Annotated in this window: 16 protein-coding genes; 4 read left to right on the top strand and 12 right to left on the bottom strand. The window is 41.7% G+C overall.

Annotated elements, in window-relative coordinates:
* Positions 1-32 precede the first annotated feature (32 nt).
* The 12 genes from BUC10_RS01480 to BUC10_RS18045 all read right to left on the bottom strand — a co-directional run bounded on the left by BUC10_RS01480 (position 33) and on the right by BUC10_RS18045 (position 16,705).
* Entirely contained in the window at positions 33-665 is a 633-nt protein-coding gene (locus BUC10_RS01480) for an RNA polymerase sigma factor (RefSeq protein WP_073176142.1), read from the bottom strand.
* A 132-nt stretch (positions 666-797) separates the two neighbouring features.
* Positions 798-2,588, bottom strand: coding sequence for a ribonucleoside-diphosphate reductase subunit alpha (locus BUC10_RS01475; RefSeq protein ID WP_073176141.1), 1,791 nt, complete (start codon positions 2,586-2,588; stop codon positions 798-800).
* Between the two features lie 3 nt (positions 2,589-2,591).
* A complete protein-coding gene (locus BUC10_RS01470; protein ID WP_073176140.1) occupies positions 2,592-3,866 on the bottom strand; it encodes a ribonucleotide-diphosphate reductase subunit beta in 1,275 nt (424 codons plus the stop codon).
* Positions 3,867-4,098: 232 nt separating this feature from the next.
* Positions 4,099-5,325, bottom strand: a complete 1,227-nt coding sequence (locus BUC10_RS01465) for an Nramp family divalent metal transporter (protein WP_245812746.1) — start codon at positions 5,323-5,325, stop codon at positions 4,099-4,101.
* Positions 5,326-5,384: 59 nt separating this feature from the next.
* Positions 5,385-6,140 carry an SDR family NAD(P)-dependent oxidoreductase gene (locus BUC10_RS01460; protein WP_073176139.1) on the bottom strand — a complete coding sequence of 252 codons (756 nt, stop codon included), beginning with the start codon at positions 6,138-6,140 and terminating at the stop codon, positions 5,385-5,387.
* Positions 6,141-6,149: 9 nt separating this feature from the next.
* A complete protein-coding gene (locus BUC10_RS01455) occupies positions 6,150-6,911 on the bottom strand; it encodes an SDR family NAD(P)-dependent oxidoreductase (protein ID WP_073176138.1) in 762 nt (253 codons plus the stop codon).
* A gap of 22 nt (positions 6,912-6,933) precedes the next feature.
* Positions 6,934-8,211 carry an MFS transporter gene (locus BUC10_RS01450; protein ID WP_073176137.1) on the bottom strand — a complete coding sequence of 426 codons (1,278 nt, stop codon included), beginning with the start codon at positions 8,209-8,211 and terminating at the stop codon, positions 6,934-6,936.
* A gap of 214 nt (positions 8,212-8,425) precedes the next feature.
* Complete coding sequence (locus tag BUC10_RS01445; protein WP_073176136.1) at positions 8,426-9,127, bottom strand: FadR/GntR family transcriptional regulator; 702 nt, start codon at positions 9,125-9,127, stop codon at positions 8,426-8,428.
* Between the two features lie 213 nt (positions 9,128-9,340).
* Positions 9,341-10,645, bottom strand: coding sequence for a RagB/SusD family nutrient uptake outer membrane protein (locus BUC10_RS01440; RefSeq protein ID WP_073176135.1), 1,305 nt, complete (start codon positions 10,643-10,645; stop codon positions 9,341-9,343).
* Positions 10,646-10,656: 11 nt separating this feature from the next.
* Positions 10,657-13,833, bottom strand: a complete 3,177-nt coding sequence (locus BUC10_RS01435) for a SusC/RagA family TonB-linked outer membrane protein (RefSeq protein WP_073176134.1) — start codon at positions 13,831-13,833, stop codon at positions 10,657-10,659.
* A gap of 413 nt (positions 13,834-14,246) precedes the next feature.
* Positions 14,247-14,597 carry a cupin domain-containing protein gene (locus BUC10_RS01430; protein ID WP_073176133.1) on the bottom strand — a complete coding sequence of 117 codons (351 nt, stop codon included), beginning with the start codon at positions 14,595-14,597 and terminating at the stop codon, positions 14,247-14,249.
* 44 nt (positions 14,598-14,641) lie between these two features.
* Positions 14,642-16,705 carry a polysaccharide lyase family 7 protein gene (locus tag BUC10_RS18045; RefSeq protein WP_084732498.1) on the bottom strand — a complete coding sequence of 688 codons (2,064 nt, stop codon included), beginning with the start codon at positions 16,703-16,705 and terminating at the stop codon, positions 14,642-14,644.
* A gap of 250 nt (positions 16,706-16,955) precedes the next feature.
* Between BUC10_RS18045 and BUC10_RS01420 the strand changes: the two genes are divergently transcribed.
* From BUC10_RS01420 to nrfA, 4 genes are all read left to right on the top strand, one after another.
* A complete protein-coding gene (locus BUC10_RS01420; protein WP_073176132.1) occupies positions 16,956-17,675 on the top strand; it encodes a ribonuclease activity regulator RraA in 720 nt (239 codons plus the stop codon).
* A gap of 176 nt (positions 17,676-17,851) precedes the next feature.
* Positions 17,852-19,144 carry an alginate export family protein gene (locus tag BUC10_RS01415; RefSeq protein ID WP_073176131.1) on the top strand — a complete coding sequence of 431 codons (1,293 nt, stop codon included), beginning with the start codon at positions 17,852-17,854 and terminating at the stop codon, positions 19,142-19,144.
* An 82-nt stretch (positions 19,145-19,226) separates the two neighbouring features.
* Positions 19,227-19,829 carry a cytochrome c nitrite reductase small subunit gene (gene nrfH / locus BUC10_RS01410; RefSeq protein WP_084732551.1) on the top strand — a complete coding sequence of 201 codons (603 nt, stop codon included), beginning with the start codon at positions 19,227-19,229 and terminating at the stop codon, positions 19,827-19,829.
* Positions 19,830-19,839: 10 nt separating this feature from the next.
* Positions 19,840-21,339: an ammonia-forming cytochrome c nitrite reductase gene (gene nrfA / locus BUC10_RS01405; RefSeq protein WP_073176129.1), complete on the top strand. Its 1,500-nt coding sequence runs from the start codon at positions 19,840-19,842 to the stop codon at positions 21,337-21,339.
* The last annotated feature ends 25 nt before the right edge of the window (positions 21,340-21,364 follow it).

Below are 21,364 nucleotides of genomic sequence, written 5' to 3'. Positions count from 1 at the left end.
GTATTTAGGTGTTGGAGGTATATGGTAAAAGGTTACCTGCCCACGTGTTTCTTCAGCTCGGAAAGCGACCTATAAACCAAGTTCCTTACGGCGCGGACACTGGAGAAGCCCATCACATCTTTAATTTGGGCATAGGAAAGTCCATTATAATAGAAATAATAAACCACCTCCCTTTGCCTGCGGGTCAATTTATTCAGGGATTCACGAATCAATTCGATTTGTTCTTGTTTAAATTGCCTGTTGATCAACACGCTTTCGTGGGAAGGTGTAAGTAAGAATCCGTATGCGCCCAAAGAAAAGCTTAGGTTCATGCTTTTCTTCCTTTTCTTTTGCTCTGTGATTATTCTATTTCTGTAGCACTTGATTAGGAAAGCCTTAACAGAAACTACCTTATGCAGTTTCGCACGTTTTTTCCGAATATTGATAAAGGTTTCCTGAAGTGTGTCCTTTAACAGATCCGTATCTCCGGAAAATTGTCTTCCAAGATTATATAAGGTCTTGAAATAATGATTGTAAATTCTTACAAATGCAGCTTCACTACCCTCGCAAAATAATTTCCATTCCAAAGTAGAATCGAAATCAACGGGTTCGGACTTCTTACCTAGAAATTCCTTGCCATTGTCATCTTTGTCATAATCTGATAAAAGCCCAGGAAATGATGACATTTTAATGAGAATTAGTTTAGTTGATCATACAATATATAAAAAAATTAAATGGATATTGCTTTTTCATTTTTCCGACCAGGTGGTTTTTAAGATGTAAAACCCACCTAAATTCACCAATTAATTCCTTAACTCTTAGGCCTCACAACTGGCACATTCTTTCTTTTGTTTGAATTTTTGTGCAGCGTTCATACTATGTTGGTAATACAAGGATTTAAGTCCTAATTTCCAGGCAGTTACATGAATTTTATTGATGTCTTTTGTTGGCATATCCGGATGTACTATGATATTTACGGATTGCCCTTGGTCTATATGGGTTTGACGTGCGGCCGCCTGATAGACCACATCCAATTGATCCAACTCCGAATAGGTTCTGAAAATGGCTTTTTCCCCTTCGGATAAAAATTCCAGATGTTGGACGGATCCATCCCGATCACGGATACTTTTCCATATCTCATCCGTGTTTTGTCCTTTTTCTTCTAACAATTCCATGAGGTACGGATTCTTGATCGTTACCTTGATTTTAGCAATATCCTTCACATAAATATTGGACCAAATCGGTTCAATTCCCTGGGAAACCTGCCCCAAAATAAAGGCTGATGAAGTCGTTGGCGCTATGGCATTTAAGGTTGCGTTTCGCCTTCCATATCCTTCAAGGACCTTGGGTTCCCCAAAACGTTCGGCCAATTGTTCCGATGCCTTATAAGATCGCTCTTTTATTTCTCTGAAAATTTCATTGTTCAAGTTGTAAGCTTCCTGACTGTCAAAGGCCATTCTTTTGGACTGGAGCAACGAGTGCCATCCCAGTGCACCCAAGCCAAGAGCTCTATTTTCCTTGGCAAAGTTATACGCTCTTTCCATAAACAAAAAGGTCTGTCGATCATCACGGTTGGCAGAATCCCGATACACCTCCAACTTCTCTATGAATTCGGTAATGACCGCATCCAAGAAATACACCATCGTCTCTACGGCATCCGTATTTTTCCACTTATCATAGTGCAATAGGTTTATACTGGATAAAACGCAAACAAAAGACCAGTCATTATTGGAAGGAAGCATAATTTCCGTGCACAGATTACTGGCATAAATCTGATGTTTTTTATCTTGATACACATCTGCGCTGGCATTGTTGGCATTATCGGTAAAGAAAACATAGGGATACCCCATTTCACCACGACATTGCAGCACTCTGGCCCAAACGGTGCGCTTATCCACATCGCCATCGATCATTTCTTGCATCCAGTCATTGGAGACCGTTACACCGTGGGTAAGCTGTTGGATCGGATTTCCCTCTGTGCCAATTTCCAAAAACTCCATAATATCCGGGTGATCAATAGGCAGATAGGGAGAAAAACGGCCCCTGCGTACGGAACCCTGACTTACCACGTCCACCATAGATTCAAACAACTGCATAATATGGACCGCTCCAGAAGCCTCCCCATTGTTTTTGACCGGAGCTCCTCGATGTCGGATTTTACCAAAATATCCAGAAGTACCACCTCCTAGTTTGGACATCATCCCCACTTCCGATTGGGTGTACAGGATGTTACCCATATCGTCATCGATATGCGAACCAAAGCAGCTGATAGGCAAACCCCGTTCCTTACCAAAATTAGACCATACTGGTGACGCCAAAGAAAAATAGCCCTCCGACATATAGTTATAGAACTTATCGGCATAACCCGGAAGCTGTAAAACTTGCTCGGCCCGTTCTGCAATCTCTCGAATTCGACTTTCTGGCGTGGCGCCTTCCGTTAAGTAACCCGCTCCCAAAAATTTACGGCTGTACTCGTTTAGCCATTTAAAACCTTCAGTATCTGTAGTGGATTTTAGGATTGTGAGTCCCTCTTTTCTGGCGTTTACGAGTTTTTCGGATGTAGTCGTTTCAGTTTTGGTCTTTAGGGTTTCGAAGGTTTTGTTTTCCATATTTTAAAAAAGGTCGTCGCTGGTTATACTTTGTGTTCTTTTACTGTAATTGATGGATCGTTTCACGAAAAAATCACCGTGTTTTGTTCCGATTATTTCGTCATCAAACCATTCTGTTTGTTTCAGGATTTCTTTGTCTATTTCAAAAGTTTTTTCAATACCAATACTCTCCAGTGAGTTATTGAAGCGGTTCTTAATGAATTCGTTCACTACGGCTTTGGGTAAAAAGTCAAGCTCACCGGCTTCAAAAATCCAATCCACAATTTTGCTTTCGGCAACAAAGGCCTCCTCGCACAACTGTTGGATCATATTATGATAGTTTTCATCGAACCATTCTGGATGTTCTTTTTTGATAATGTTTATGATATCAATACCAAAATCCCCATGAATTTGCTCTTCCTTGGACGTGGCCTCTACCACATTGGAGATTCCCTTCAACATATTCTTGTGCTTGTTAAATGCCATTATGATGAGGAACTGAGAGAAAAGGGAAACGTGCTCTATAAAAAGAGAGAAAAGCAATATGGATTCGGAATATTCCTTGTGGTCCTCACTTTTGGCATTTTTTAAGGCGGTTTCCAAATATTGGACCCGTTTCATGATGACGGGCTTCTTTTTGAGTGTCTCAAATTCCTTGTTCAATCCTAATATTTCCAAAAGATGCGAATAGGCATCATGATGTCTGACTTCACTTTCTGCAAAGGTGGCCCCAACCGAGCCGATTTCTGGTTTGGGCATGCGGTGGTAGATATCTCCCCAGAAGCTTTTTACAGCCACCTCTATTTGGGATATGGCCAACATGGTATTCTTTATGGCGCTTCGCTCGACCTCATTCAAACGGGACTTAAAATCCTGTACATCGCTTGTAAAATTGAATTCGGTATGAATCCAATACGAATGGCGAATGGCAGGCACATATTCATACAATTCCGGATACTCATAAGGCTTTAGATTGATGCGTTTTTCGAAAATATCCGACTTTCTACTTTGGGCCTGTTGATTTCTGTAAATGATGTAGGCCTTTGCCACATCCTGGAATTCACTTGCCATCAGTTTTGTCTCTACGATGTCCTGCACCTCTTCCACCGTGGGAACGTAATTGGCATCTTGGCCCTTGCGCTCCAGAAGTGTCGAATGCACTTCCCCTGCAATTTTTTGTGCATCGGTCATTTGCCCATGTTCCACCGCGGTCATGGCCTTTAAAATTGCATTTGTGATTTTGTAAAGCTCAAAGGGTTTTGTGCTAAAATCCCTTTTAGTGATATGAGTAATCTCCATAAAGAACTAGAATAAGGTTGGAATTGTTCTGAATAACCTACCGTAAAATTCACATTTTCTTTACTTGGATTTTACGTAGGTGCCACTAGGTTCTTCACGATCTTATCAACAACACATTTCTTAAAGGGAGGGCGGTAAATTTAAACTCGAGCAACAACCTGAATAAGAGAAACTTAACGGAAATTCACATGAAATAAAATCCAAGGAATTACTTTATACAGATAGTCCGTTTCTAGAAATGATCCACTAAGGCCACAATGCCCTTAAAAGAAATCAGAAGTGAAAAAAATAAGGCCGCAATAAGCCCAATATTGATGAGTAAACTAGTACTAAAACCCTTCATCAGATTTTTGTTGTTTACCAACAGTAGAATCCCCAAAATAACCAGGGGAAGCACAAATACATTAAAAACTTGGGAAAGAATTTGCATTTCAATAGGGTTGGCTCCAAAAACAGGTACAATCAACGCAAACAAACAAGCAATAGCCGTAATGACCTTAAACTGCTTGGAACCTGTATCGAGTTCGCCTGATTGATAATCCGCCAGCAAAATGGGCGCTATTAAAAGGCAGGGGAAAATGGAAGACAGGCCCGCACTCAAGGTGCCAAAAAAGAATAGACTGAGGGCAAACTTTCCGGCCACAGGTTCCAAGGTATTGGCCATATCCAACACTTTGGTAACGGGTTCTCCTTGGTGAAATAAGGCTCCGCTGGCCACAGCCATAACGGCCCCACTAATCACAAATACCAAACATGCAGCTATTATGGCATCCTTTTTTTGTTGTTTTAAGTGGCTAATGGTCCAGCCCTTTCCTTTTACAAACAGGGGCCGTGACAAAAAGGTAGCAGCAGCCATAGTGGTCCCTACAAAAGCGGCTACCATCATTTTTCCACCTTCCATTTGGGGGATGGATGGCAACAAACCTTCCAAAACTTCCTTTGGTTGGGGGTATACCATAAAAAGGGACACCAAAAATGAAAGGCCCATAATGCTCACGAAAATGACCAAGATCTTCTCAAAAAAGCTGTACTTCCCCACCAATAGTAGTGCATACATAATTCCGATGATCAATATTGCTATGGCCAGCACCCCCTCGTATTGATATCCTTCCAACTGTGGAAAATACAGTAATAACAATTCAAATATAATGTTGGCAGATATACCTAGAATACCCATCAAAGAATTCCACTGCCCAAAGGATATTCCTATTATAATCAAAATGGCAATTAGCTTTCCCCATTTCAAATGCTTTTTAAATGCGAAAAGGGCGGTTTCCCCCGATATTAGGGCATAATTACCATAGGTAAACATTAAAATCCCTGAGAAGAAACAACTTAAAAGTAGCACCCAAAGGAGCTGCATCCCGTAGGTGCTTCCGGCCACGATCATAGAGGTAACACTTCCCGTTCCAATGGTATAACCTATAGCGAAAATGCCAGGTCCGAAACCCAGAACCAACGCTAAGATCTTTTGCAGTATCGAATGTTGTTTTGCTGACTGGTTCAACTCCAAAATCCTTAACTAAAAGCTAGGCCTCCGTTGATATCGATATTGTTTCCAGTGATAAAAGAGGCTTCGTCCGAGGACAAATACGCCACCAAATCAGCCACTTCCTCTGCTGCTCCTTCCCTACGCAACGGAGTCACGCTTGCAACCTTTTTTCTGATTTCATCCTTGGTAAAGTCGTCATGGAATTTGGTTCCAATCAATCCAGGGCAAATGGCATTCACACGAATGCCTTTGGGCCCTAATTCTTTGCTCATAGCTCGTGTAAAGGTGGTCACGGCCCCTTTGGAAGAACTGTACAGCGCAGAGCCTCCACCTCCCCCATCTCTGGCGGCCTGGGACGAGATATTGACAATGGACGAACCTTTATCCATCAAAGGTGCAAATGCTTGGGAGACGAAAACTGTGGATTTGAAATTTACATTCATAACCAGTTCGTAAAATTCCTCATCAAACTCTTGTAGTGTTTTACGGGCGAACAAACCGCCCGCATTGTTTACCAAAATATCAATCTTGGACCCAAAGGCTTCCACCACCTTTGCTTTTAAGTTTGCAATATCATTAAGCTTAGAAACGTCTGCCTTTACCGCAATGGCTTCCTGTCCCATGGATTGGATTTTTGCCACGGTTTCCTTGGCTCCGGTATCCGAATTGAGGTAGTTAACCACAACTTTCGCTCCTTCCGCCGCAAGTTTTATGGATATGGCCCTTCCAATATCTCTTGAACCCCCGGTTACCAGTGCTATTTTGCCTTTTAGTTTGCCCATTTTGGTAGTTTAAATTCCTAAACCTTGTCCGCCACCTACTTGGATGGTTTCTGCTGTCATAAACGAAGCGTCATCACTCACCAAAAAGGAAATCACGGATGCCACATCCTCTGGTTGCCCTAACCGACCCAATAAAATATTGTTCTTCCAAGAGGCAAAAACCTCAGGTTTGGTCGATTTTATTTGCGTGTGAAAAGGAGTGTCAATGGTGCCTGGCGACACTGCATTAACTCTTATTCCGTACTCTGCCAAATCTTTGGCCAATGCCCTGGTTATGGCATGTACTGCAGCCTTGGAGGTTCCATAAATTCCTGCTCCTGGTCCACCGGCATTCCATCCGGCGATAGAGGTATAATTTATAATGGAAGCCTTATCTCCTTTTTTAAGAAATGGAATAGCCGCCCTGGAGACAAAAAAAGTGGAATCTAGATTTAAGGCCATAACCCCTCTATAGAATTCAGTGGTCATGTCTTCAAAACGGGATCTTCCACCGAGTCCTCCAGCATTATTGATCAGAGCATCTATCTTTCCATACTTTTCACCAATTGCAGTGATGCTTTTACCGACGGCATCCTCGTCGGTCACATCAAAACCGTAATATTCAGCAGTGATACCCGCTGCGGTAAGTTCTTTTACCCGCTGAGCTCCGGCATCATCCTCAATCCCATTTAAGATGACAGTATAATTGTCCTGTCCGAGTCTTTTGGCGACTTCAAAGCCGATGCCTCCTGTTGCTCCCGTTATTACGGCTACTTTTCCTTTTGATATCATGTGTTGTTTTTATTAATGTGCGTTATATCGAATCGAGTTCGACGGGTTTAATCTTTCTAATCAAAATATATATGGATAGTACTGACAAAGGTGCCAATACTGCTATTATTATGAATGCAGGGGTATAGGAAACCGTAGTGATTTTTGGAATGAGCCAGTTCATGATGATCACTGAAACCGCGGCGATGGTTCCTGCCAATCCTGCCAGCGTTCCTACGGAAGGTCCCTTAAGCAAATCGCTTGATAGGGTTTGGATATTTCCAATGGCAAACTGAAACCCAAAAAGTACCAAGGCCACAATGTAAATGAAGGTCATTGGGTTATTGCCTTTCACAAAGAATATGATTCCCAAAAGGCCCAAGAAAATGAGGAGTCCGCCTATTAAAATTGAGGTTTTTCTAGCGTAGTCAACAGCGTGTTTTTCCATAAGTTTACCACAGAACCACCCGCCTAAAATGCTTCCTGCCATACCCCCGAGGTATGAAATCCAAATAGTGGACCCAATTTCTTCAATGCTAAAGCCAAATTTGGAATTTAGGTATAAAGGCATCCAGCCTACGAACAACCACCAGATAGGCTCTATGAAAAACCGCGAAACCAATACACCCCAGGATTCTTTATAGCTTAAAATCTTATGCAGGGGAAGTCCCTTGTCCTTTTTGTCTTCTTCAGATGGTGCAATCCGATCGGCAAGAATTAGGTTACGCTCCTTTTCTGTGAGCCAAGGATGTTTTTCCGGTTTTGATTTATTAATTACAAACCATGGCACTATCCAGATAAAACCGATAAGACCCAGAATAATAAAGGTGGTTCTCCATCCAAATTGGGCATACAGAAAGGCAATCAAAGCTGGTGCTATAACGCTTCCCAAAGATGCCCCGGCATTGAATATTCCCTGGGCTATGGCCCGTTCCTTAACTGGGAACCATTCGCCGTTGCTTTTTACAGCACCGGGCCAATTGCCTGCCTCACCCAATCCTAGCATGGCCCTAACCACGGAAAGAGACACCAAACCTCTGGCAAAGGCATGCAGTACCGCAGCAGCCGACCAAAGTGTGATTGAAAATACGAACCCTAGTCGCGTTCCAATTTGGTCGTATAACTTACCAGACAGAAATTTTCCAAGCGCATAGGTGATCATAAACACATTGAGCATGACAGCATAATCGGCCTCATCCATGCCCAAATCTTTGCCCATTTCTGGCCACATCACACCAAATGCCGTTCTGTCTATGTAGTTTATTACCGTGGCAACACAAATCAATGCAATTACCCACCAACGTAAGCCTTTTAACTTCATTTCTTATTGTTTTAGAGGAGTGCGCGAGAGTATTTCCAAGGCACAATAGCACAGCGCTATAACCATTTCATCTAATCTCCTGAAAATTAATCATGTAATACGGATTCCCTAACTGATGGAAAACATTATCGTATCTGTTTAAATTTTCTTCCCTCCGAATATTTCAAAACATCAAAAACAAAAGCGTGCAATTTTGTTCTTGACCAATTCAATCTTATGTATTATAGCAATACTGGTATAAAACCTTAAAATGTGTCTTCATCGTTCTCTTGGCCCTTTGCGGGTCCTGGTCTTTTATCGCCTCGAAAATATTTTCGTGTTCCTGAATGCCGTTAAATGATAAGTTGGCATCGCAAACATGGTATTTCTCAAAGTTTGTAATGATTTCGGGAGTTATGATTAACATAAAGGTATTCATCGTACTGTTCTTGCTTGCCTGGGCAATTGCCAAATGAAACAGCAAATCTTCTTCAACCGCATCTTTCCCATTCAGTACTTTCTCCTTATAGGCGTCAAGTGCCGCTCTCATTTTCGCTAAATCTTCTTGGGTTCTTCTTAATGAGGCCAAACGAACTGTTTTAAGTTCCAACAAAATTCGAGTCTCCACCAACGATTTAAAATCTGGGTCTTCCAATCTCAAAATATCTTCCATCATACCGCTCATTGCCACCTTTCCAATATTTGCAATAAAGGTTCCGCTTTGCGGTCGGGATTTCAATATGCCAAAAAACTCTAATTTTTGAATGGCCTCCCTAATATTACTGCGGCTAACGCTGAATTTTTCAGATAACATTCTTTCGGAAGGCAATTTATCGCCTGGTTCCAGATTTTTATATTCGATATAATCTTTTAGCTTGGAAATAATATCCTTTTGAACCTCGTTAATTTCGCTCTTCGTCAGTATTTCGACCCTCATATTTATTATTTAGAACCAGATTGGTTAACCAGATTGGTTTGTTAAATTTATAAAATAAACCTAACATCCTGCAAGTTGTTTTTGTCTTTTTTGGAACAAGTAGACTATTGGTCTAAACCAAAGACCAATAGTCTTACTTTGCCAAACTAAACTAACTCAAATTACCATCTGTTAATGGCCAATGTTTAATAAAAAACTTCTTTAATTTTTAAATCAATATCCAGGATTTTGGGTAATTACTCCTCCGGTTGCAAGTACCTCGGAAATAGGCACAGGAAACAAGTGATAATTGGGATTAACCGCTTGACCCATTTCAGCATCTACCGTACCTGTTCTCACTAAATCAAACCACCTCTGGCCTTCAAAAGCCAGTTCCAGTCTCCTTTCATCCTGTATGCTTTGTCTTACTTCAGCCTGTGTTGTTGCCGTTGAATTTGCCAATCCCGCTCTAGCACGAATCTTGTTTAATTCTGTTAGAGCTCCCGAAGTATCACCATTTTCATTCAACGCCTCTGCAAAAAGCAGAATTACGTCTGCCAATCTCAACTCGATCCAGTCATGGTCTGGCCCACCTGTTTGTGGAAATTTCGGTGAGGCCATAAGCGCTTCGTCGATGGTAACCGCTCGCCTCAAATCACCTGGACTGGCATCAAAGGCAGCAACCAAATCTGCATCAAGTGGCATCAAAGACTTCGTATCAAGTCCGCCGGACCAAGACCAGAACTCGGAGAAACCATATTCATCAACAATCGAGCTCGATACCTGCGTGGCAAAAATGATTTCCGAATTTAAATCATTATCAACGCCAAATATAGTGGCAAAGTCTGTCTGTAATTCTATGTTCGCTGCCGCAGCCCCACTCACAACGCTTGCCAGCTGTGCCTCAGCTTCCACAAAATTTCCGAGATGTACGTATACTTTACCCAAAATTCCCTGGGCCGCTAATCTAGAAGCTCTGCCATTAACAATTTCAACACCTAGGGCAGAGATAGCGTCTTGCAAATCTGGAATGATAACGTTGTTGTATACATCCGCTGCCGGTTGCCTAACCAAAATAGATGAATCATTTGTGGGCGGTGCACTGGACAAATTGACCGTTACATCACCAAAAACCTGAACCAACTTAAAATAAGACAGTGCTCTTAAAAATTTAGCTTCACCAATGTCCGTGTTGTCAGAAGAATTTTCAATTACGTTGTTGGCACTCAAAATAGATTTATACAGCGCGGTATAGAAAGGCCCAAAAAATTGATCCTCCATCGCTGGTAAATCTGCATCAAACTCATCAAACTCAGTAAACGGGGCTTCAAACATAAACGCATTGTCTGCCCTAAAATCCCCCATGACCGCCATTGGCGTAACTGAACCAAGCTGATAGAAATATGCGGCATTCAAAACCCCAGTAAAATCTTCCAAAGAATCGGCACTGGCAATGTTTGGCGGAACTTGGTCCAAATCATTTTCGCATGCCATCGATAGCAGCAATAATCCCAATGTTAATTTATATACTGTTTTCATTTTTTTGCTAATTAAAAATTAAGATTTAAACCAAGTGTGAAGCTTCTAACAATTGGACTTGCTCCTACTTGTACTCCGTATGTGGTTGGACCTAAATAACCGCTATTGGTCGTCTCAACACCTTCAGGGTTAAATGAAGTATAATCGTCTCCCCATAAATACAATAGGTTTGAGGAAGCCAAATAGATCCTGGCAGAATTCATACCTATCTTATTGATCAAATCAGAATTAATGGTATACCCCAATGTGAGGTTTCTTAATGCCACATAGGATGCATCCTGTATTACCGCATCAGTTTGATCTCTGTTTCTGACATAAGGTTGACCGTTGTTATCTGCTAAACCATCATCATCCGCATCAAAACCATCTCGAAGTGCCCTACCCCATTGAGAACCGTAATAAAGCGGGTCGATGTTATAGACATCACCTCCTTGCGCTCCCTGAAATTGAAATGACATGTCAAAATCTTTATAGCTGAAATTACTATTTAGTCCCCAGTAAAAGTCGGGAGTGTTTTGCCCTATTTTTACCAAGTCACCTCCTTCTTCAACGGTTCTTGTTCTATCGATTACGCCATCATTATTTTGATCAACCGCATAGCTCCAGCCACTCTGTTGGTCGGGAAATTCTATTGGGTTGGAGAGGTATTCCATTTCCACTTCACCAGAGGTTTCAATCCCCCACATTTCACCTATTTCTCCTCCTACATAATTTCTAAAAACTGGACCTCTTCCGCTCTGACCGTAAATGGTCTGTGGTAATTCATCAAGTCCACCTAAATCTGTAATTTCCGTATCCACAGTTGATAAATTGGCTCCAAGGCTCCAACTGAAATCTTCTTTTTGCACCAAATTGGCTGTAAGCTCAAACTCCAATCCTGAACTTCTTACATCTCCAGAATTTAGCCTAATCGAAGTTGTTCCCAATACTTCCGAAACACTTTGGTTAATTAGAATATCCTCAATATCGGACGTATAGTAATCCACACTCAAGCGAAAACGGTTTCCCGCAAAACCTAAATCAACACCATAATTAGTCTCTGTATTGGTCTGCCAAGTCAAATCATCGTTGGCTACATCCGATGGTATTAAGAAACCGTTGCCAAAAATAGTTGCACTCGGATTCAATAGACTCAAGGAGTTATAGGCTCCCAAGTCTGAAGTGGTACCTAAAGATCCAGTACTAAATCTCAGCTTTAAAAGACTCCATGCATCGGATTTCCAAAATGATTCGTTGTGAACATTCCAACCAACAGAAAGTGCCGGGAAGGTTTCATATTTGTTATTGGCGCCAAAACGTGAATCACCATCCCTCCGCACAGAAGCAGAAAGCAGAAAGCGATTATCATATGCATAGTTTATCCGTCCAAAAACACTTCTTCTCGAAATGGTCTCGTCTCTCTCGGTTACCGCAATATCTGCGGGTTCTAATAGATTAAAGTTGATGATATCCCCGAAAGGTACATTTGACCCTTGTAGGGCAGTTCCCCTGATGTAGAAGTTTTGAAATTCAAGACCCGCAACCGCTGATATATCATGCTTGCCAATTACTTTTGCGTAATTCAACGTAGTTTCACTCAATATCGAAGATCTCTTTACATCAGTTTGATTTAAAGCGGTTTGTGTACTTCTTGCCCTAGAATCAAACTCCAACCCTCGCCAGAAGTAATCTTGTGTATCCCTTAAGTCACCTCCAAGAACAGTTTTAATGTTCAATCCATCCAGAATACTGTATTGCAAATAGGAGGAGATATTTCCAAAATAGGTTTTTTGATATCGGTCTGTATTGTCCAATTTAGTTGCAGGACCGGCATCACCGGAACCACCAATACCATTGCCACTTCTGCCGTAGTGCCAGTCTTGCGCAGTCATTCCGGGTTCTAATGTATAGATACTACTATTCCATGGGGCATCTGCACCACCTCTAAAACCCGAATCAAAGGATGCAAGTCCCAATGCCTGGGCTTGTTGATCCAACTGCTGAACGAAGGCAATTGACGCTTCGGTATGGTAAATTGGATGAACGCTATATGCCCTTAAAAGATCACGCATATCATGCCCAACAATATCTCTATCAGATATAAAACCGTTGAAGCTGACCCCGGTATTAAACTTATCTCCCAATTTGGCATCGATATTCAACCTTGCATTTACTCTTTCAAAACCTTGGGTAATTGCAACGCCGTCCGTGTTTAAATAACCTACCGAAGCAAAGTATTTCACATCTTCAGTACCCCCGCTCATGCTAAAATCATGATTGGTGCTGAACCCATTTCTGAAGAACCAATCCTCGACACCCACCACATCCGGTGAATCAGCAAATGCATTAAGTCTATAATCAACAATAGCAGGATCTAAATCGGATACATTAAACGTCCCATTAGCAATATTGGCCCTAGCAATTTCAGCGTAGTCTCCAGAGGTAGTTTTAATGTTATCTTTTAGATATCTGCTTGAGACGCTCACATAGGTGTTATAGCTAAAGCTGGCTTTACCGGTCCTTCCCTTTTTTGTAGTTACAAGAATTACACCGTTTGCGCCCCTAGAACCATAAATAGCAGCTGAGGCTGCATCCTTTAGTACTTCCAAACTCGCTATATCATTAGGGTTAACGGTTGCCAAACTACCGGAAATTGGATATCCATCAACTACTATTAGTGGGCTTGAATTACCATTGATTGACGAGGCGGCCCTGATTTGAATTTTTGGATCCGCACCGGGTGCGCCATCTTGGTTCTGAATAAGTACTCCGGAAAGCTTACCTCCCAAGGCCTCATCAACACGTTGCGCTTGAATGGCTGCGATTTCGCCACCTTCAATTTTTGCCACTGCACCTGTCAATGATGATTTTTTTCGTGTTCCATAACCAATAACGACCACCTCGTCCAACTGGCTGGTGTCTTCTTGCATGGTCACATTAATGGCACTTTGGCCATTGAAACCTATGTTTTGTGTTGCAAAACCGATATAGGAAAATTGTAAGGTGTCACCAGAATTAACACTTATACTATAATTGCCATCAAAATCTGTTTGGACCCCATTTGTGGTATTAACGACAATAATGTTGACCCCCGCAATGGGAACATTATTAGTATCCGTAACAGTACCCGTGACAGTAATGTCTTGTGCTAAAAGTTGGATATTGACAAGTAATGCCAAAACCCAAATTAGTTTTGTTTTTAAGTTCATTTGTTCTCAGTTAATTTCAAAAGTTTAGTCAATTGCCTTTCCTTGATAGGGAATGCATAGATGTTCATCGGATTAACACGAAGTGAATGTAAAAGTGTTGAGGAATTTGACTATTTTTGAATTCTTCAAATTATACATTAATCGTGTATTTTTTGAGTTTTACTTCCCTCCCATAAGAAGTAAGATTTAAAAAGGATAGGCGTGCACCTGTCCTTTTTTTTTGTGCTATGTTTTCATGGATTGTGTTTTTTGTTTATTGGTAATCCAAATTGGTTAACCAATTTGGATTACCAAATATATGTTATAAAATCGTTAATGAAAAACGATTTTTTCATTTAAATGTTAAAATTCTATGGATTTGTCTGTTCCTGTGGGTATAATTTCCCATTGTGGAACTTCGATGTCCTAAAAACTTAGGACTGCATAAAATCTTCTCGTATAGGACTGAAGACATCTATCAAGATCCCAGCCTCTGTACAAACCGCACCGTGCATAGCATGAGGCGGAATATAAAATGAATCGCCTCCTTTTAGGGTTTGGGTCTTTCCGTCTATGGTAACATCAAAACTCCCACTTTCCACATAGGTGACCTGGGAATGGTAATGTTCGTGCATTTGGCCTACCGCACCTACTTCAAAGTGCACTTTAACCAACATGATCTTATCGTCATAGCCCATGATTTTTCTTTTTAGTCCTTCTCCAACAACCTCCCAATCCAGGTCTGCTCCTTTTATAAATTCTTTGCTTGCTCCAAATGCTTCCATATTACTTTTATGCTATCGTTAGTCCTAAAGTCGTTAAACTATTTTTATTTTGGCGGCTGCCCTGGTCCCACCGTAGCCTCCCTGAACCACACTTCTGTGTAACAACCGTTTTCATATTGCTTCTGGATGTCTCCACCATAGGTTTCCGCACCTGCACACCAAACCTTATTTGTTTCGGGGCTTTTTCCATTGGTTTGGTTGTAGGCACCTTGTTTAAAGTAACCCAGTTCACCTTTATAAGCTGTAGCCCGTTCTGTTCCATCTTGGCCAATGGGCACAAATAGTCTTTTTACCTGTTCCGGCAGGTCCGATTTGGTCGCATACTCGGATGCGACCAAATTTTTGATAAAGGTTTTAGTTTCGTGATGTTCGCTTTTAAATGTGAGGTACATGATTCCTTTATACACATTTACCTCATAACTGAATTCCTCTCCCAATGCTATCCCATCCTTGGGCTCAGCGGGATAATCATTTATTGCTGTACCAATCTTGGACATGTCATATCCCCAAACCGCGGTGGAATAGTCCCATCTCACCGAATTGTCATCGCCTGCGGTATTAATCTCGTAATTCCAAAAAACGGAACCCTTGGTATGGCCAGGGAATTTTTTATAAAATATCTTTAAAGGTTCATTTTCATGACCTTCTCCACCATGGATTTGTCCCACTACAACTGAATAGGAAGCTGCCACTCTTGCATCTCCAGAAGTGGAAACTTGCATTACCTTGCATGTACCCGTTAGATTTCCCCCTTCTTCCGGTGTCCATTCCCTTTTTTCGTGCAACTCTGTTCTGGTATTGCTGGAGTTCTTTGAAGTAACTCCTGAATTCGGGGTTTTATACACCACCCAACGCCTTGTGCCATCTATGACCGTATAGAAAAAATCCTTTTGTTGGAACTGGGTTAAATCATCTACTTTGGTCCCATCCCCCATCAGTATTTTAAACTTGTCCATAAAGGGAATTACCTCATGTGGATAAACGGTTTTCTTGCTTAACCCGTCGTTGGCCAGAAAATAGCCTTCATTTGAAATGGCATCATCACTGATGATGATGTTGGCTGATTTAAACCATACTTCAGCATAGTTTCCATCCCCATATTGTTTTTGGATGTCACCTCCATGTGTTTCGGCACCCGAACACCAGACTTTATTCACTTTTGGGTCCTTTCCATTGGTCTGATTGTAACAACCCAGTTTAAAAAACAACCCTTCATCCGCGTATGCATTTACCCGCTCTATGCCATCCTGTCCTATAGGTACAAAAAGGTTTTCAACTTGTTCCGGTAGGTCCGAGCGATTGGCATATTCAGTAGCAATAAGATTTTTGACGAATGTTTTGGTTTCATGTCCTTCACTTGTGAATTTAAGATACATGGTTCCCTCCTTGATTTCAACTTCATAACTAAACTCCTCCCCCAAGGCAATCCCATCTTGTGGTTCTGCTGGATAGGTGTTTTCATCCGAACCTACAACAGAAAAGTCATAGCCCCAAATGGGATAAGAGTAATCCCATCGTTTTGAATTATCATCTCCAGCGGTATTTATTTCATAGTTCCAAAAGACGGAACCTTTGGTATGGCCTGGAAATTTTTTATAAAATATCTTAAGGGGTTCGTTCTCATGCCCATCTGCACTATGAATCTGACCAACAACCACAGCGTATGTTGATGCAACACTGGCATCACCTGTGGAGGCCACATTCATGACTTTAAGCGTGGCACTCATTCTGGCGTCCGTCATCGGTGACCATTTTTTCAGCTGTGCCAATTCTGTTCTTGTGTTGTTCGAAGTTCCATGGGTACTACCAGCATTGGGGGTTTTAAAAACCACCCAATCGGTTTTATCATCGCTTGCGGTATAAAAGAAATTCTCATCTTCAAAATTGGTTGCCTGACCAACATTGGAACCATCACCCAAAATCAAATTCCAATGTTTAAAAAATGGAATTACGTCATTCGCGTTTAGCCCAATTTGAGCCCTTTCAGGATTGCTGATATTTTTCTTTTTCCTTTCGGAACACCCAACAAATAATGAAATAAAACCCATTAACAGGACATACTTTAGAAAGGTGGACTTATATGTTTTAAGGCTCTTAATGTTTGGCATAGTCTTTCGGCTTGGTTTACTAAAAGTGTTTTGTTTGGGTTTTATGCAGCTTTATGAAATCGCTGGCACCTTAATAATTTTTTACCTAGTGTTTCTTAGATTCCTATACCGGCAAACTACAATTATGTATTGACAAGGGAAAAGTCCTTCAAATTACAATTGGTTAACCAGATTGGTTTACCAAATATATGTATATTTGAATACTTGACAAATTTTTAACACAAAAATCTCCTTCAGCAATAAAACATCCATGGATAAAACAACTTTAATAACCAACAAATTAAAAAAGGTTAGTACCGCCACGATGGCCACCTGCCTATTTAAGCACGGACTAAAAAATCAATTCATTCATGAGGTAAAACCGCTACATACCAATGGCGCTCCCATGGTTGGACAAGCATTTACCTTACGTTATATCCCTGCACGAGAGGATTTAAACCCAATTGAAGTGTTTAAGAATCCGAAGCACCCACAGCGTATGGCCATAGAACACTGTCCCGAAGGACACGTATTGGTCATAGATAGTCGTAAAGATGCCAGGGCAGCCTCTGCCGGTTCCATTCTGGTGACCCGACTTATGAAAAGAAAAGCAGCAGGCATAGTTACCGATGGTGGCTTTAGGGATTCCGCCGAGATTGCCCAACTAAACTTTCCAAGTTTCCACAAAACCCCTTCAGCTCCCACCAATCTTACGCTGCATCAAGCCATTGCCATAAACGAACCAATTGGTTGCGGAAATGTAGCCGTTTTCCCTGGGGATTATGTAATTGGGGATGCTGATGGTGTAATGGTCATTCCTGCATATTTAGCAGAAAAAGTAGCCGAAGAAGGTTTGCAAATGACTTTATATGAAGAATTTGTGATGGAAAAAGTCCGTAAAGGTAATTCAATAATTGGCCTGTATCCACCTACCAATAAGCAGATAAATATAGATTTTGAGCAATGGAAGAAAAAAGTTGCTCCAAAATAGAGTTGGCACACCATAAAAACATGATTTTCCATCCAATACGCTCTCATATGGCTAGCTGGGTCGTAGAGTCCGTCTAAGGGTAATAAGAGTGCATCGATTGGATTAAATCCAATGTGGAAAGTATTTCATCCGGAAGGTTTGGTTAACTTTAATACATCTCTAAATCCATCAACCATATGACCTTCTCAAAAAACATCTCCGTTTCCCTGTTCGTATTTTTTTTGTTTATTGGCCAACTATGCTCCCAATTAACTGTAGATGCGGATTTAAGAGCTCGTTTTGAATACCGTCATGGCTTCAACAATCTTTTCCCAAATGATGCCGATCCCGCCGCCTTTGTTGCACAACGCTCTAGGCTGAACATTGGATATCAGGAGGAGCTGTTCAAAATTTTTCTTAGCGTTCAAGATGTGAGCACTTGGGGAGATACCAGGCAAATCCTTCCAATTGATGGCAATGATTCATTTTCACTGTTTCAGGCGTGGGGCCAAGTGTTTTTAAACGAACAATGGTCCTTAAAAGCTGGTAGACAGGTAATTTCTTATGACGATCAACGCATTTTTGGCGGGTTGGATTGGGCTATGCAGGGTAGGTTTCATGATGCGGCCCTGCTAAAATTCTCTGATGAGGGATTCGATATGGACCTTGGGTTCGCCTTCAGTCAGGAAGCACAAGTCAACGAAGGAAGCGTATTTAATATCCAAGGTTTTTTCACCTATAAAGCCATGCAGTATGCCTATCTAAAAAAGAAATGGCAAAATAACTCAGTTAGTTTCTTGTTCCTGAATACTGGTTTTCAAAAGTTCACCGGGGTCAACGAAGATCAACCAGACGGCGTTTTTTATCGACACACCACCGGTTCCTACTTTAATTTTCCCATAGAACAAGTGAATCTAAGTGGCAGTTTGTACTATCAATTTGGAAAAGCTAATGCCACAACAGACCTAAGTGCTTATCAATTGCTCATCGAGGCAAGTTACAAACCAGAAAATACTTTATACGGCCTTGGGCTGGAACTTTTAAGTGGCACCGACCAAAACGGAGACAGTAAAAACAAATCCTTTTTCCCTCTTTATGGAACCAACCATAAATTCAATGGTTATATGGATTATTTCTACGTTGGCAACCATGCGAACAATGTGGGGTTGAACGATTTCTACGGTAAGGTTGTTTTTACAACGGGAGAAAAATCCAACTTACTTGTTAAAGGCCACTATTTTTTATCCAATGCCAATCTATTGAATGATGCGGACAAGTACCTAGGTACAGAGTTGGATATCGTCTATACTCAGATAATCTCCAAAGCATTAAAATTCAATCTAGGTTATTCCCACATGTTTGCCTCAGAAAGTATGAGCTTGGTCAAGGGCGGTAGGCCCAACGACAATACCAATAATTGGGCATGGGCACAATTGATCATTGCACCTCGACTTCTGAAAACGGACTTAAAACAAAATTCCAACCAATAGTGCTGGGGTTTTTTCCAACCTATTTTAATTCACAATTCGCCAGTGGTATCCTACAAATGCTTATATTTAAATGTCAGGTATTATGCGGAAATTCTTTAAAAGGTTATGGCCAAATAGGGGCTCAAGATGGCGCACAACAGCTGTTGTGCTTACCGCCAGTATTGTGGGCCTTGGTTTCTTTCTTATGAAAGAAGGCGAGGTCGTGTCCTACCTTTCCGATAATCCCCAAGCCTGTGTAAATTGTCATGTGATGACCCCAGTCTACAACAGCTGGATGCATAGCTCCCATCGTGAATGGGTCTCTTGCAATGGTTGCCATGTTCCACAGGATAATGTTTTTAACGCCTATTATTTCAAGGCGATGGACGGCCTATACCATGCTTCTATTTTTACGGCAAGGGCAGAGCCCGAGGTCATTTTCATGCGAGAAGGATCTCAGGAGGTTGTACAAAACAACTGCGTTCGTTGTCATGTGCAACAGGTCACACAGCGTAAGTACGATGGGTTTATTGAAAATCACAGACAGAACAGAACGGACAGACAGTGTTGGAGCTGCCACAAAGAAGTACCGCATGGGAGAATCCACGGCATGTCCACCATAAAATATAATATTGCTCCATTGCCAACTAATCAAGAAGAACTAGTAATTCCTTCTTGGCTGCAACAGGAAATGGAATCAGAATAAACCGAACGTCATGAAAAACAAAGTACTATTCATTGTTACCGTAGTTGTTGTATTCCTGCTCGGCCTGCTGGCATCAAGCGTAATCAATAGAAAAAGTGAAGCAAAGTACCAATACGTTCCCCAGGTGGATATTGGCGAAAACGAAGTTCGAAATGAGGTCTGGGGAGAGAACTACCCTAAAGAATACCAGTCGTGGCTGCAAACTTCCGAGAGTTCTTTTGCATCCTATCAAGGAGGGTCCGCCATGCGAGATATGTTGGAAGAAGATCCTCGATTGGTGGTATTGTTTGCCGGATATGGTTTTTCAAAAGATTACAACCAAGGTCGAGGGCATTATTACGCCATAGAGGACATTCATAATACCTTGCGTACTGGAGGCCCCAAAGGGCCCGGGGATGGTCCAATGCCTGCAACTTGTTGGACCTGTAAAAGTCCTGATGTTCCAAGATTAATGGATGAAAAGGGAATAGACGAGTTTTACAGCGGTAAATGGGCCGATAAAGGCCCAGAAGTGGTCAATTCCATTGGTTGTGCCGATTGTCATGACCCAAAATCCATGAAGCTTCGTATCACACGCCCCGCTCTGGTGGAGGCATTTGATGCCATGGGGAAAGATATCAATAAGGCAACACACCAGGAAATGCGTTCACTAGTCTGCGCCCAATGTCATGTAGAATATTATTTCAATAAAAAAATACCGGGAAAAGAAGGTGTTCCCTACTTGGTATTTCCTTGGAAAAACGGGATGACAGTAGAAGCAATGGAAACCTATTATGATGACCTTGAATTTACCGATTGGACCCATAAAATCAGTAGGGCTCCCATGTTGAAGGCGCAACACCCGGGCTACGAAACATATCTAACAGGGGTTCATGCCGATCGCGGGGTTTCTTGTGCCGATTGTCATATGCCCTACAAGAGCGAAGGGGGGCAAAAATTTACAGATCACCATCTGCAATCCCCTTTGAACAATATTGCCAATTCGTGCCAGGTCTGCCATAGACAGGAAGCCAAGAAATTAATGACCAATGTTTACGAACGGCAACAAAAGGCAACTGAAAACAGACTGAAACTTGAAGATTTGCTGGTAAAAGCCCACGTTGAAGCCGGAAAAGCTTGGGATTTAGGGGCAACCGAGGAACAAATGAAAGCCATCCTTAACGACATTCGACATGCACAGTGGCGATGGGATTATGCGGCAGCTTCGCACGGAGCTTCCTTCCACTCCCCGGTGGAAACGGCCAGGGTTATAGGTGGAGGGCTCAACATTGCCCAAGAAGCCAGAGTTAAATTGGTTAGGCTTTTGGCAGAGTTAGGTTTTAACCAACCCGTACCCATGCCCGATATAGCTACCAAGGAAAAAGCCCAAGAGTTCATCGGTTTGGATATGGAAAAGTTGGTTCAGGAAAAAGAGGAATTTAAAAAGACATTACTCCCCAAGTGGCTGAAAGAGGCCAAGGCCCGCGAAGATGCCATGGACTCCAAAGAAGTAAGCATGCTAGACCAATAAAACGCTTCAATCCATCCTTTTCCAG

Origin of the sequence: Flagellimonas flava, assembly GCF_900129665.1 — a bacterium.
In the GTDB taxonomy this organism is placed as follows: Bacteria; Bacteroidota; Bacteroidia; order Flavobacteriales; family Flavobacteriaceae; genus Flagellimonas; species Flagellimonas flava.
The sequence above is the reverse complement of the archived record's forward strand: the minus strand, read 5'-3'. Positions and strand labels throughout refer to the sequence as shown.

Coding starts and splice junctions, on each gene's coding strand:
- BUC10_RS01480 (WP_073176142.1), bottom strand. CDS start 665: ATGTCATCATTTCCTGGGCTTTTATCAGATTATGACAAAGATGACAAT.
- BUC10_RS01475 (WP_073176141.1), bottom strand. CDS start 2,588: ATGGAAAACAAAACCTTCGAAACCCTAAAGACCAAAACTGAAACGACT.
- BUC10_RS01470 (WP_073176140.1), bottom strand. CDS start 3,866: ATGGAGATTACTCATATCACTAAAAGGGATTTTAGCACAAAACCCTTT.
- BUC10_RS01460 (WP_073176139.1), bottom strand. CDS start 6,140: ATGGGCAAACTAAAAGGCAAAATAGCACTGGTAACCGGGGGTTCAAGA.
- BUC10_RS01455 (WP_073176138.1), bottom strand. CDS start 6,911: ATGATATCAAAAGGAAAAGTAGCCGTAATAACGGGAGCAACAGGAGGC.
- BUC10_RS01450 (WP_073176137.1), bottom strand. CDS start 8,211: ATGAAGTTAAAAGGCTTACGTTGGTGGGTAATTGCATTGATTTGTGTT.
- BUC10_RS01445 (WP_073176136.1), bottom strand. CDS start 9,127: ATGAGGGTCGAAATACTGACGAAGAGCGAAATTAACGAGGTTCAAAAG.
- BUC10_RS01440 (WP_073176135.1), bottom strand. CDS start 10,645: ATGAAAACAGTATATAAATTAACATTGGGATTATTGCTGCTATCGATG.
- BUC10_RS01435 (WP_073176134.1), bottom strand. CDS start 13,833: ATGAACTTAAAAACAAAACTAATTTGGGTTTTGGCATTACTTGTCAAT.
- BUC10_RS01430 (WP_073176133.1), bottom strand. CDS start 14,597: ATGGAAGCATTTGGAGCAAGCAAAGAATTTATAAAAGGAGCAGACCTG.
- BUC10_RS18045 (WP_084732498.1), bottom strand. CDS start 16,705: ATGCCAAACATTAAGAGCCTTAAAACATATAAGTCCACCTTTCTAAAG.
- BUC10_RS01420 (WP_073176132.1), top strand. CDS start 16,956: ATGGATAAAACAACTTTAATAACCAACAAATTAAAAAAGGTTAGTACC.
- BUC10_RS01415 (WP_073176131.1), top strand. CDS start 17,852: ATGACCTTCTCAAAAAACATCTCCGTTTCCCTGTTCGTATTTTTTTTG.
- nrfH (WP_084732551.1), top strand. CDS start 19,227: ATGCGGAAATTCTTTAAAAGGTTATGGCCAAATAGGGGCTCAAGATGG.
- nrfA (WP_073176129.1), top strand. CDS start 19,840: ATGAAAAACAAAGTACTATTCATTGTTACCGTAGTTGTTGTATTCCTG.